The 12,042-nt window shown below is 63.2% G+C and carries 10 protein-coding genes; 8 read left to right on the plus strand and 2 right to left on the minus strand.

The features are described 5' to 3' along the window. Positions 1-18 precede the first annotated feature (18 nt). The 7 genes from AB4Z19_RS11760 (at position 19) to AB4Z19_RS11790 (ending at position 9,592) form a co-directional block, all read left to right on the plus strand. On the plus strand, positions 19-948 hold the full coding sequence (locus AB4Z19_RS11760; RefSeq protein ID WP_442022816.1) for a multicopper oxidase domain-containing protein: 930 nt from the start codon (positions 19-21) through the stop codon (positions 946-948). Between the two features lie 82 nt (positions 949-1,030). Then, a complete protein-coding gene (locus tag AB4Z19_RS11765; RefSeq protein ID WP_442035311.1) occupies positions 1,031-2,374 on the plus strand; it encodes an efflux RND transporter periplasmic adaptor subunit in 1,344 nt (447 codons plus the stop codon). After that, positions 2,371-5,457 (plus strand): efflux RND transporter permease subunit, encoded by a 3,087-nt coding sequence (locus AB4Z19_RS11770; RefSeq protein WP_442035312.1) that lies wholly within the window; start codon positions 2,371-2,373, stop codon positions 5,455-5,457. Before AB4Z19_RS11765 ends, AB4Z19_RS11770 begins: the two co-directional genes overlap by 4 nt. Continuing rightward, on the plus strand, positions 5,454-7,505 hold the full coding sequence (locus tag AB4Z19_RS11775) for a cytochrome c biogenesis protein ResB (RefSeq protein ID WP_442022813.1): 2,052 nt from the start codon (positions 5,454-5,456) through the stop codon (positions 7,503-7,505). Before AB4Z19_RS11770 ends, AB4Z19_RS11775 begins: the two co-directional genes overlap by 4 nt. 11 nt (positions 7,506-7,516) lie before the next feature. Beyond that, positions 7,517-8,668, plus strand: a complete 1,152-nt coding sequence (gene ccsB / locus AB4Z19_RS11780) for a c-type cytochrome biogenesis protein CcsB (protein ID WP_442035313.1) — start codon at positions 7,517-7,519, stop codon at positions 8,666-8,668. Next, positions 8,668-8,934, plus strand: a complete 267-nt coding sequence (locus tag AB4Z19_RS11785) for a DUF2818 family protein (RefSeq protein WP_442022811.1) — start codon at positions 8,668-8,670, stop codon at positions 8,932-8,934. The genes ccsB and AB4Z19_RS11785 overlap by 1 nt, the downstream gene beginning before the upstream one ends. 1 nt (position 8,935) lies before the next feature. Continuing rightward, complete coding sequence (locus AB4Z19_RS11790; RefSeq protein WP_442022810.1) at positions 8,936-9,592, plus strand: EAL domain-containing protein; 657 nt, start codon at positions 8,936-8,938, stop codon at positions 9,590-9,592. On the opposite strand, the gene AB4Z19_RS11795 is transcribed toward AB4Z19_RS11790, so the two are convergent. Beyond that, complete coding sequence (locus tag AB4Z19_RS11795; protein WP_442035314.1) at positions 9,593-9,964, minus strand: group III truncated hemoglobin; 372 nt, start codon at positions 9,962-9,964, stop codon at positions 9,593-9,595. A gap of 74 nt (positions 9,965-10,038) precedes the next feature. Between AB4Z19_RS11795 and AB4Z19_RS11800 the strand changes: the two genes are divergently transcribed. Next, positions 10,039-10,539 carry an RrF2 family transcriptional regulator gene (locus AB4Z19_RS11800; RefSeq protein ID WP_442022808.1) on the plus strand — a complete coding sequence of 167 codons (501 nt, stop codon included), beginning with the start codon at positions 10,039-10,041 and terminating at the stop codon, positions 10,537-10,539. Here the strand turns inward: AB4Z19_RS11800 and AB4Z19_RS11805 are convergent. Further along, positions 10,435-12,027 (minus strand): FMN-binding glutamate synthase family protein, encoded by a 1,593-nt coding sequence (locus tag AB4Z19_RS11805; protein WP_442022807.1) that lies wholly within the window; start codon positions 12,025-12,027, stop codon positions 10,435-10,437. The genes AB4Z19_RS11800 and AB4Z19_RS11805 overlap by 105 nt on opposite strands. Between the last annotated feature and the right edge of the window lie 15 nt (positions 12,028-12,042).

Here is a 12,042-nt window from a genome sequence, read left to right on the forward strand (position 1 = left end):
CAAACAACGAGGAAAGCTATGAAAAAGAAAATTGCACTGCTCGCCGTGACCGCAGCAATGGGGCTGGTGAGTGTCGCCGCGGTGCAGGCCAAGACTGTGAAAGTCACCTTCACCGCCAAGGAAGTCGATCTGCCGATCGATAACAAGGGCACCATGTACCGCACCTGGACCTATGACGGCCAGGTTCCCGGCACCGTCGTGCACGTGGAAGAAGGCGACGTGGTCGAATTCACACTGCTTAACGACAAATCCAGCAAGAATTCCCACTCGGTAGACTTCCACGCTGCCCGTGTCGACGTGGTGAAAGACTTCGAAGCCGTGAAGCCGGGCGAGAAAGGCAGCTACACCTTCAAGGCCGATTATCCAGGCGTGTTCTTCTACCACTGCGGCGCTGATCCGATGATCCAGCACATCGCACGCGGCATGTTCGGCGCCATCATTGTGGACCCGAAGGACAAGACCGCGATGCCGAAGGCTGACCGCGAGTATGTGCTGATCCAGTCCGAACTCTACCCGAACCCGGACAACCAGGCCGACATGATGGCCAACAAATGGACCAACGTGATGTTCAACGGCGGCGTGTTCAAGTATGACCCGGTGCATGATCCGGCAGCCACCCGCATGCTGCAGGCCAAACCGAACGAGCGCGTACGTATCTACTTCGTGAACGCCGGCGTGAACGAGTTCTCGTCGTTCCACTCCATCGCCGGTATCTGGGACAAGGTCTACCCGTCCGGCAATCCGAAGAATGCGTTGACCGGTCTGCAAAGCTACACGGTGGGCCCAGGCGATGCTGCGACTTTCGACCTGATCTCGCCGGTGGAAGGTGCGAACGCCATCGTGTCGCACTCGCTGCGCCAGGCGCTGACCGGCGCCATCGCCATCATTCAGTTCACCAAGGACGCCGATCCGAAGATGGGTAAAGGCGACAACATCCTGATCCGCTGATTGCGTTTTTAGTTTTTCCCAGCGCACAGCAGGCGCCCAACACGCCTGCTGTGCGCACCCCGAATTCTTCGAAGGTACCTGTATGCTGAAATCCAAACGAAAACTGATCCTGGGACTGACGGCAGCTGCCGTGCTGTCCGGCGGCGCAGGGTACGCCTTCACCGTTTATGCCGTAGCCCACGATCCGCACGCCGTCCACGCCGGACATGAGGCGCAGCAGGCGCACGATGCGCCCAACGCCGAGCCGATGCACGCCAGCGGCTACACTTGCCCCATGCATCCTGAAGTTGTGCAATCGACGCCAGGCTTCTGCCCCATCTGCCATATGGATCTGGTGAAGATCAGCGCGTCGTCCCAGCAGGCTGCCCTCACTACGCCAGCCGTGCACGTCGACGCCGGCATGCAGCGTCAGATGGGCGTTACCGTGGCCACTGTCGCGGAGAGTGCGATGCATAAAGACATCACGGCTTACGCAACCATCGCCCCGGACGAAAGCAGCGCCGTTTCCGTCAATCCAAAAGTGGAAGGCTGGATTCGCGCCTTCCACATCCAGGGTCCCGGCCAGCAAGTGCGCAAAGGCCAGGTGCTCTACGAACTGTATTCCCCCGAACTTCAGCAACGCCAGCGCGAATACCTGGACATGCTGCAGCGGCGCGACGCGCTGCTCGATGTCGTGAAAACCTCGGGCATGGAAACCACCACCGGCCCCAACTCGGCCATGCTGGGCAGTCTGGCGAAGGAACGGTTCCGTCTTCGCGACCGCCTGATTGCCGCGGACATGCCGCCTGAAGTCGTGGACAAGCTGGAAAAAGACCGTCGCGTGATCGAAGTCACGCCCGTCCGCGCAACGCAGGACGGCATCGTGCAGACCGTGTCCGCCCGCGTCGGCAGCTACGTCAATCCCGGCCAGGTTGTGCTGACTTATGCCGACTACAACCGCGCCTGGGTCGAGCTGACCCTGTTCCCCGATCAGGTGAGCTGGCTGCGCAATGGCGACGCTATCGTGCTGACTTCCGGCCTCGATCGCCAGCGCAGCGTGCAACTGAAGGTTGATATCAACAATCTGCAGATCGATCCGTCCAGCCGCACCGCGCGCCTGCGCCTGCCGCTGAATAATGCGAATCAGGCTTTCCGCCCCGGCTCCTTTGCCGACGCCACGATACGCACCGGTGCACGCCATGCGCTGACCGTGCCGCGCGATGCGCTGATCCGCACCGGGCATGGCGACTTTGTGGTGGTCGATGAAGGGCACGGCCATTTCCGCAGCAGCGAAGTACGCGCCGGTATCGAAGACAGTGAGCAAGTCGAAGTTATCTCCGGCCTGAAGTCCGGCCAGCAGGTGGCGGTGAACGCGCAGTTCCTGCTGGATTCCGCCGGTGCGCTGCAGGCGATGCAGCAGCGCCTGGTGGCGGAGCGCATGCCATGATACGCAAGCTGATCACGTGGTCCGTCGACAACCGCCTGCTGGTGCTGATTCTCAGCCTGGCGCTGGTGATCGGGGGTGTGGAATCGCCGCGCCGCCTGTCGCTCGATGCGCTGCCGGACCTGTCGGACGTGCAGGTGATCGTCAAGGCCGAATATGCCGGCCAGGCGCCGCAGATCGTGGAAGACCAGCTGACCTATCCGCTGGCGGCGTCGCTGCTGTCCGTTCCGGGTGCGCGCGCTGTGCGGGGCTTTTCGATGTTCGGCGAATCCTTCGTCTACGTGATCTTCCAGGACGGCACCGATATCTATTGGGCCCGCTCCCGCATTCTCGAAAATCTGGCTCAGTTGGGAAACCGGCTGCCGGCCGGTGTTACGCCCGCACTGGGGCCGGACGCATCCGGTGTCGGCTGGGTTTATCAATACGCGCTGGTGGACCGCAGCGGCAAGACGCCGCCGGACCGCTTGCGCGCCCTGCAGGACTTCTATCTCAAGCTGGAGCTGCAAAGCGTTCCCGGTGTAGCCGAAGTGGCCAGCCTGGGCGGCAAGGCGCGCCAGTTCAACGTGGAAGCCGATCCCGCGCGCCTCGCCGCACATGACGTCACGGTGGAGCAGGTGGCGCAAGCTGTGCGCGACGCCAATTCCGCTGCTGGCGGCGCATCCTTCGATATGGCGCGCTCCGAATACCTGGTGCGGGCACGCGGCTATCTGAACAAGCCTTCCGATTTCGACGATATTCCCGTCACCGCCGATGTGCGCCTGCGCCAGCTGGCCACCGTCAGCCCAGGCCCGCAGCCGCGCCGTGGCGTGGCGGAACTGGACGGGCAAGGCGAAGCCGTGGGCGGCATCATCGTCATGCGCCACGGCGAGAATGCGCTGCGCACGATTGACGGCGTGAAGCGCAAGCTGGAAGAGCTGAAGAAGGGCTTGCCGCCCGGCGTGGAACTGGTCACTACCTACGATCGTTCCAGCCTGATTGAGCGCGCCGTCCACACTTTGAAAGACAAGCTGCTGGAAGAGTCGTTGGCCGTGGCCCTGATCTGCGGCGTATTCCTGTTCCATATCCGTTCTTCGCTGGTGGCGATCGTTACCCTGCCGATCGGCATACTGGTTGCGCTGTGGGTGATGCGCCTGCAAGGTATCTCGGCCAACATCATGTCGCTCGGCGGCATTGCGATTGCGGTCGGTGCGATGGTCGATGCGGCCATCGTGATGATCGAGAATATGCATCGCAACCTGGAGCGCGAGCCTGGCGCGGAAACCTGGGACGTCGTGCGCCGCAGCGCTTGCGAGGTTGGCCCTGCGCTGTTCTTCTCGCTGCTGGTGATCACGCTGTCCTTCCTGCCTGTGTTCACCTTGACCGGACAGGAAGCCCGCCTGTTCGGGCCTCTCGCTTACACCAAGACTTACGCCATGGGCGCCGCTGCCATTCTGGCCGTCACGTTGACGCCTGTGCTGATGGGTTATGCGATCCGTGGCCGCATTCCGCCCGAATCGGCAAACCCGCTGAATCGTCTGCTGATGCGTCTTTATCGCCCGCTGCTGGACGCGGCCCTGCGCCGTCCATGGCACGTCATCGCTGCCTCCGTCATGCTGCTGGTGTCGCTGGCCTGGCCGCTGGCGCGCCTTGGCAGCGAATTCATGCCGGCGCTGGATGAAGGCGATCTGCTGTATATGCCGACCACGCTGCCTGGCGTATCGGTTGATGAAGCAGCCGACATTCTGCGCCGCACCGACCGCATCATCGCATCGATGCCCGAGGTGGCCCACGTCTTCGGCAAGGCAGGCCGCGCTGAAACCGCGACCGACCCGGCGCCGCTGTCCATGCTGGAAACGACCATCGTGCTGAAGCCGAAGTCCGAATGGCCGGCCGGCAGTGAGAAAGACAATGCAGCCCTGATCCGCAAGCTGGATGAATCCGTGCGCTTCGCGGGGCTGACCAACTCCTGGGGCTTTCCCATCAAGACGCGCATCGACATGCTGTCCACTGGCATCCGTACCCCGCTTGGCCTGAAACTGAGCGGGCCTGATCTGGCTGAACTGGAACGCATCTCGCTGCAAGCGGAGCGCGTGCTGCGCAAGCTGCCAGGTACACGCTCCGCTTTCGCTGAGCGCATTGGTGCCGGGCGTTACGTGGACATCGACGTGGACCGCACCCGCGCCGCACGCTATGGCCTGAGCATGGCGGAGGTGCACCGCCTGATCCAAAGCGCGGTGGGTGGCGAAGCGGTGACAACGATTGTCGATGGCCGCGAACGTTATCCCGTCACGCTGCGCTTCCCGCGCGCCGACCGCGATTCGCCACAGGCCTTGAGTGAAATCCGCGTGAAGACCCCATCCGGGGCGATGGTCACGCTGGGCGATATCGCGCACATTGGCGTGGCCGATGGTCCGACCGAAATCAAGAGCGAGAACGCGCGGCCGGTGGGCTATGTGTTCATCGATCTCACTAATGCCGATGCGGGTGCCTGGTTGCAGGAGGCCCAGCCCGCGCTGGAGCGCGAACTGAAACTGCCGCCGGGCTACAGCATCAGCTGGCAGGGCCAGTACCTGCAGTATGAACACGGCAAGGCGCGCCTGTGGAGCGCTGTCGGTCTGACTTTGCTGCTGGTGCTCACGCTGTTGTACTTCCACTTCCGCGATGTGCGCAAGCTGGGTCTTGTGCTGCTTTGCCTGCCGTTTTCTCTGGTCGGCGGTTTGTGGTGCACTTATCTGCTGGGATATCAGCTGTCCGTGGCGGTCTTCATTGGCCTGATCGCGCTGGCTGGTGTGGCGACCGAGTTCGGCATCGTCATGCTGCTGTATCTCGATCAGGCGCTGGCGGCTCTGCCCGCTGATGCGCGCCGTGGCGATGTGTTGCAAGCCATCGTCAGCGGTGCGCTGCTGCGCTTGCGTCCCAAGGCAATGACGGTGGCCGTGATTCTGGGCGGCCTGCTGCCGGTGATGTTCTCGCACGCTTCCGGGGCGGACGTGATGCAGCCGATCGCGGCACCGCTGATTGGCGGCATGGTGTCGGCGCCGCTGTTCTCACTGCTGGTGATCCCATCGATATACAGCTTGCTGCACGGACGAAGGGCGCAGTCATGAAAGCGCTGCTCGATCTTCTGCGCTCGATGCGATTTGCCGTCGCCATTCTCACGGTGGTGGCGGTGGCGTCCACCGTCGGTTCGGTGCTGGAGCAGTCGCAGCCTGCTGTGGTGTATGTCAGTGCGTACGGCGAGTTCTGGGCGGATGTTTTCATACTGTCCGGGCTGACCGATGTGTATCACGCGTGGTGGTTTTTCCTGCTGCTGGGCGTGATGGCGACGTCCACTACACTCGGCCTGATTTTGTACACGCCGCAGATGCTGCACGAGATGCGCACCTTCCGCGAGCATAAGAGCGTGGCATCGCTGCGCCGCATGCCGCAGAGTGCCGAGCTGCCGGTTCCTGTGTTGCCCGCCGCGTCGTGCGCGCTACCAGGACGTCTGGCTGTCTGGTTGCGCAAGAGTGGCTACCGCTTCCGCCAGCAAGTGTCAGCCGACGGCAGTTTGATGCTGGCGGCCAGCACGGGCATGTCGCGCCGTGCGGGATATCTGCTGGTGCATACGGCTATTGTGATGATCTGCGTCGGCGGCCTGATAGACGGCAATCTCGCGCTGCGCTGGCAATTGCTGGCAGGTGGCAAGGCCGTCGAGAGGCGCGACCTCGCTGCCGCCGACGTGCCTTTGCGCAGCCGCCTGCCAGCTGGCGGCGGCTCCTTCCGCGGTGCGATGAATCTTGTTGAAGGTGATACTGGCAATAGCGCGCTGTTGTCGCTGGGCGATGGTTTTTTGCTGCAGGAGTTGCCGTTCGCGGTGCGCTTGAAGCAGTTCCGCGTCGAGCATTACGAGCAGGCGGGCGCGCGGCCGAGCGATTTCGTCAGCGAGCTTGAGATTTCGGATGGCGAGCGGCGTATTCCCGTCACCCTGCGCGTGAACCATCCGTTCTCGTATCGCGGTGTGACGCTGTATCAATCCGGATTTGCGGACGGCGGCAGCAAGGTGCGCATGAAGGTCTTGCAGCATGGTGTTGTGCGCGAGCTGGATGGCAAAGTTGGCGCCGGCACGGCGCTGCTGCTGGACGGCGAGCCATATACGGCGGAGCTGGAGGAGTGGCGCACCAATAATGTGTTCAAGCGCGATGCGGGGCAGAGCAGGGCGCTCGAAGACGTCGGCCCGTCGCTATCGTTCCGCCTGCGCGACAAGAATGGGCAGGCGGCCGAATGGCTGGTCTACCGCAATCCGATCCGTTTCGATGGCGCACGGTATGCGGTGAGCGGCATGCGGTCCGTCGGCGCTTCGGAAATGCACTACCTCCGCGTGCCGGTCGACGCCGACGGCGGCACGTCCAGCTACGACCACCTCGCCGCCACCCTGGCCGCCCCGTCCGCCCGCCAGTCCGTCGCCAGAGCCCTCGGCGCCGCAACATCCTCGCACGCCGTCGCCCGCAGCGTAGCACCGCGGGCGATGGGGCATGCCGCCCGCCAGGCAGTGGATGGCGCGACAAGTCAGGCGGCCGGCAGCGCAACGGGCCGGACGATGGGCGGTGTAGGGATGCCAGCTGCCTTGGCGTCTGCACGCGTCGCTGGTGCGGCGCCGGCGTTGTCTGCGGAGCTGGCGCACACCACGCAAGTCCTGCTGGACGTCTTTGGCGAGCGTGGCTACCGCGGCTTGGCTGAACTCGTGCAGCGTACGGTGCCGCCCGCTGAGCAGCTGCGGGCGGGGACTTTCTACGCGTCGCTGGTGGAACGCTCGCTGGCAAGCACGCTGCCGGACGGCGCGCCGCCAGTCCGCGCGCTGATGGATAGCTACAGCGACGCGGTCGACAAGAACATGACCCTGCGCTTCGCCATCGAAAACGTCGAACTGCGCAACGCCTCCGTGCTGCAGGTCACGCACGCGCCAGGCGCCTGGCTGGTGTACCTGGGCTCGGCCTTGCTGGCAGCAGGCGTCTGCTGCATGTATTTCGTGCGCGAGCGCCGCCTGTGGCTGGTGCTGGACCGCGCCAAGGGCAGGTTGCTGGCCGCCTACGCCGGCAACCGCGACACCCCTTCGCTGCCGGACGAATTCCGGCGCCATCAAGCGGCGCTTGCCGCGCTTTGCAATCAACCATGAGGAGGTCGACCATGCCGACTGATACCCTGACCCTCGAATTCGAAGCCGACCGCGTTCCGTCGCCCGCTACGGCGGGCAACTGGCTATTCCTGATCGCCCTGTGCGCCGTCGTCGGTGTAGCCTTGCTGCGCTACGCGCCGCTGATGGATGCTTATGAACTGATTATTCTTCCCGCCAGCGCGGTGCTGCTGGCGTGGCTCGGCCTGCGCTGGCGTGCATTGCAAGCGCTGGCCGGAGCCAGTGGGACGCTGGCCCTGAGCGCAATCGCCCTGTATCGCGGCGACCTCGCGCATGGCGGCAGCAGCTTCCTGCTGAAGTTCTTTCTCGCCAGCCAGTCAGCCATCATGTGGATGGGCGTAGGCTTCCTGGCCGCCACCGCTCTCTACGCGATTGGCTGGCTGCGCCGCGGCGAGAATGCACTGGTGCTGGCAAGCCGCGTCAACTGGATGGCCTGTACGGCGGGCTTCACTGCGCTACTGGTGCGCTGGCACGAGTCCTATCTGATGGGACCTGGCATTGGACATATTCCCGTGTCCAACCTGTATGAAGTCTTCATTCTGTTCTCGCTGCTCACTGCTTTGCTTTATCTGCACATGGAGCAAGCGAGCGGCAGCCGCCAGCTTGGCGCGCTGGTGATGCTGGTGGTTAGCGCTGCCGTGGGTTTCCTGTTCTGGTACGGCGCCGACGCGGGCGTGCATGAAGTGCAACCGCTGATTCCTGCGCTGAAGTCCTACTGGATGAAATTGCACGTGCCGGCCAACTTCATCGGCTACGGCGCGTTCTCCCTGGCGGCGATGCTGGGCGCAGCCTGGCTGCTGGCTGGACATTCCTTCTTCGCAAGCCGCCTGCCATCGCGTGCCTGGCTGGATGAACTGAGCTACCGCGCCATCGCATTGGGCTTCGTGTTCTTCACCATCGCCACCATTCTCGGCGCGCTGTGGGCCGCCGAAGCGTGGGGCGGCTACTGGTCCTGGGACCCGAAGGAAACCTGGGCATTGGTCGTCTGGCTGAACTACGCGGCATGRCTGCATATGCGGCTCGTGAAACAGTGGCGCGGCGGCGTGCTGGCCTGGTGGTCGCTGGCTGGCTTCGTGATCACGCTGTTTGCCTTCCTCGGCGTGAACATGTTCCTGTCCGGCCTTCATTCTTACGGGAGCCTGTGATGACGACCTATTCCGCCGCAGTGCTTGCGCTAATTGCAGCGGTGTTGATGGCCAACCTGCCGTTTGCGGCGCCTCGCTTATCTGCATGGATGCGATTGGCGGGGCTGGTGCTGTTCTATTTCGCCTGGGTGGCCGGCTGCGCGGCGCTGCAAGCGACGTCCGGCATCGTCGCGCCGCTGGGCTGGCAGGGTTGGTTCATTACATCCGCATTCTTTGCCGTACTGGCCTTCCCCGGCCTGACGTGGCGCTACCTTCTGAGGCACTGACATGAACGTTTCCGAAATCCGTAGCGCCCTTGAACTGGGCGAATTCGAACTGCGATTCCGTCCGCGCGTTGCGTTGCGTGATGGTCGCGTGGACAGCCTGGAAGCGGTGCTGCGCTGGCGTCACCCGCGCCTTGGTGTGCTGACACCGTCGGCCTTTGCCGCTGAAGTGGAAACGCGTGCGCTTGGTGCTGAACTGGCGTGGCAAATCGTCGCGGATGCCTTGACGGCGATGCGTCTGTGGGCCGGTTGCGGCTTCGTGCCACGCGTGTGGCTGCCGCTGCCACGCAATGCCGTGGCGGTGCGTGCCCATATGGCCGATTTCGCCGCGCTCAATGGCGTGGATGGCGGCCGCCTGCTGTGCATGGACGCGCCGCAAGTGCTGACGATCGATGCTGCGCTGGTGGCCGATGCGGCCGAATCGCCGAATGCGGAGGACAAGCTGGCCCTCCTGCTGCGCAAGGCGCACGAGGCGGGAATGGCGACAACTGCGCAAGGCGTATCCAATCTGCTGGACTGGCTGGTGCTGCGCGAGCTGCGATGTGATTACGCGTCCGGCGAGTTCATTGCGCCACTCCGGCTGGCGCACGGCGTGCCGGACGTGCTGCGCACCTGGCGGGAGCAGCACGCGGCAATGAGCGCGGTGGATCAGTATTTGTGATCACTCCACCATGACCTTGCCGAAGAAGCCATATTGCAGGCTTTGGGCGATGCGGTGGGCGACGACCTTGAATTCCTTCTCGTCCTCACCGTCGAACATGCGCTCCACCGTCGCCTCGAACAGCGCCAGCCAGCGTTCGAAGTGTTTCGGTTCGATGCCTTGCAAGACCATGTGCTTGCCGTAGACATTGCCCTGGAACTGGCGCGAGCCAAGCATCACGGTGGACCAGAAATCCACCATGCGCCCCAGGTGCGTGTCCCACTGGTCGCCGATGGCGTTGTTAAAAACGGGTCCCAGCTCAGGATCGGCGCGCACGTCGTCGTAGAAACGGTGGACCAGATTGGTGATGGATTCAGTAGTCAGGGTAGACATGGCAGTTTGTCGAAATAAAGATGCATGCAAAATACTACATTAAAACGCAAAATGCTGCAATCGGGGATATGTGAATGAGACTGACAACTTTTACGGATTACACCTTGCGCGCGCTGATCTACATCGGCGCCAACCAGGGACGCGTGGTGACGGTTGGCGATATCGCGGATGCCCACGGCATCTCACGTAATCATCTGACCAAGGTGGTGCACCAGATGGCGTTGGCTGGATGGATCGACACCACGCGCGGGCGCGGCGGCGGTATCAGGCTCAGTGGTCCGCCGGAGTCGATCAATGTCGGTGTGGTGGTGCGCCGCAGCGAGATCGATTTTCACATGGCCGAGTGCTTCGAGTCGGAGCACAGCAACTGCGTGTACCAGAACGCATGCGCCCTGAAGCGCATGCTGGTTGGCGCGACTGAAGCCTTTCTGCGTGCGCTGGATAACGCGACGCTGAAAGACTTGCTGCCGCTAGACCTGGGGACAGAAGGAGTCGGCGCGGGCGACGGGCCAGTACAGGCCGAAGACGGGCGGCAGATGCTGCAGGCGACTGTCATCCAGCAGCTCCCCCGGTGACAGGTAAGGCAGCAGGGCGCTGGCCAGCTTCACCTGATTAGGCGAGATGCGGCGCACGATGTGATGCGGCTTCAGTTCATTTGGATGCTTGAGGCCTGAGGCGGCGATCAGTTCGGCCAGTGCCCGCAGTGTATTGGTGTGGAATTGCTCGACGCGCTTGGCTTTGTCCGGCACCACCAGGGCGCGCTGGCGCAGCTTGTCCTGCGTCGCGACGCCGGACGGGCAGCGGTCGGTATGGCAGCTTTGCGACTGGATGCAGCCCAGTGCGAACATGAAGCCGCGTGCGGAGTTGCACCAGTCAGCGCCGAGCGCGATGGTGCGGGCGATGTCGAATGCGGTGATGATTTTGCCGGATGCACCGATCTTGATCTTGTCGCGCAGGTTGGCGCCAACCAGTGAGTTATGCACCAGCAGCAGGGCTTCCTGAAGCGGCGTGCCCACGTGGTCGGTGAATTCAACCGGCGCTGCACCTGTGCCGCCTTCTCCGCCGTCGACCACGATGAAGTCGGGCGTGATGCCGGTGATGAGCATGGCCTTGACGATGCCGAAGAATTCCCAAGGGTGTCCGATAGCGGTCTTGAAGCCGGTTGGCTTGCCGCCCGACAGATTGCGCAGCCTGTCGATGAAGTGCAGCATTTCGACCGGTGTGCTGAAGGCGGAATGCGAGGAGGGTGAGATGCAGTCCACGCCTTCGGGCACGCCGCGGGTCAGCGCGATCTCGTGCGAGACTTTGGGGCCGGGCAGCACGCCGCCGTGTCCCGGTTTGGCGCCTTGTGACAGCTTCAGTTCAATCATCTTCACCTGCGGTGTGCAGGCGTTGGCGACGAAGGCTTCTTCCGAAAAGGTGCCGTCTGCGTTGCGGCAACCGAAGTAGCCGGAGCCGATTTCCCAAACCAGGTCGCCGCCGTTCTGGCGGTGATAGGGACTGATGCTGCCTTCGCCTGTGTCGTGCATGAAGCGGCCCGCTTTCGCACCGGCGTTCAGCGCCAGGATGGCGTTGGCGGACAGCGCGCCGAAGCTCATGGCGGAGATATTGAACACGCTGGCGGAATAGGGTTGCGGACGGCCTTCGCCGATCGTGATGCGGAAGTCGTGGTTCTGCACGGGCGCGGGCTGGATGGAGTGGTTGATCCATTCATAGCCGGCTTCGTACACATCGAGCTGGGTGCCGAAGGGGCGCTTGTCGATTTCCTTCTTCGCACGCTGGTAGACGATGCTGCGCTGGTTGCGCGAGAAAGGCGCGGCTTCCTTGTCGCCTTCGAAGAAGTATTGGCGCATCTCCGGGCGGATCGCTTCGAAGAAGAAGCGGAAGTGCGCCAGGATTGGGTAGTTGCGGCGCAGGGCGCGCTTGGTTTGCATCAGGTCTGTGATGCCGACGATGGTCAGCGCGGCGGCGATGCCGGTGATCCAGATGCTGGAACCAAGAGCCAGCGATATGAGTAAGGCGAGAACTGCGGCTGCAAAGGCGGCGTAACGAATCAGGGACATCAGGCACTCTCCGGC

Origin of the sequence: Pseudoduganella sp. RAF19, assembly GCF_052114165.1 — a bacterium.
Lineage (GTDB): Bacteria > Pseudomonadota > Gammaproteobacteria > Burkholderiales > Burkholderiaceae_D > Rugamonas.

Coding starts and splice junctions, on each gene's coding strand:
- AB4Z19_RS11760 (WP_442022816.1), top strand. CDS start 19: ATGAAAAAGAAAATTGCACTGCTCGCCGTGACCGCAGCAATGGGGCTG.
- AB4Z19_RS11765 (WP_442035311.1), top strand. CDS start 1,031: ATGCTGAAATCCAAACGAAAACTGATCCTGGGACTGACGGCAGCTGCC.
- AB4Z19_RS11770 (WP_442035312.1), top strand. CDS start 2,371: ATGATACGCAAGCTGATCACGTGGTCCGTCGACAACCGCCTGCTGGTG.
- AB4Z19_RS11775 (WP_442022813.1), top strand. CDS start 5,454: ATGAAAGCGCTGCTCGATCTTCTGCGCTCGATGCGATTTGCCGTCGCC.
- AB4Z19_RS11785 (WP_442022811.1), top strand. CDS start 8,668: ATGACGACCTATTCCGCCGCAGTGCTTGCGCTAATTGCAGCGGTGTTG.
- AB4Z19_RS11790 (WP_442022810.1), top strand. CDS start 8,936: ATGAACGTTTCCGAAATCCGTAGCGCCCTTGAACTGGGCGAATTCGAA.
- AB4Z19_RS11795 (WP_442035314.1), bottom strand. CDS start 9,964: ATGTCTACCCTGACTACTGAATCCATCACCAATCTGGTCCACCGTTTC.
- AB4Z19_RS11800 (WP_442022808.1), top strand. CDS start 10,039: ATGAGACTGACAACTTTTACGGATTACACCTTGCGCGCGCTGATCTAC.
- AB4Z19_RS11805 (WP_442022807.1), bottom strand. CDS start 12,027: ATGTCCCTGATTCGTTACGCCGCCTTTGCAGCCGCAGTTCTCGCCTTA.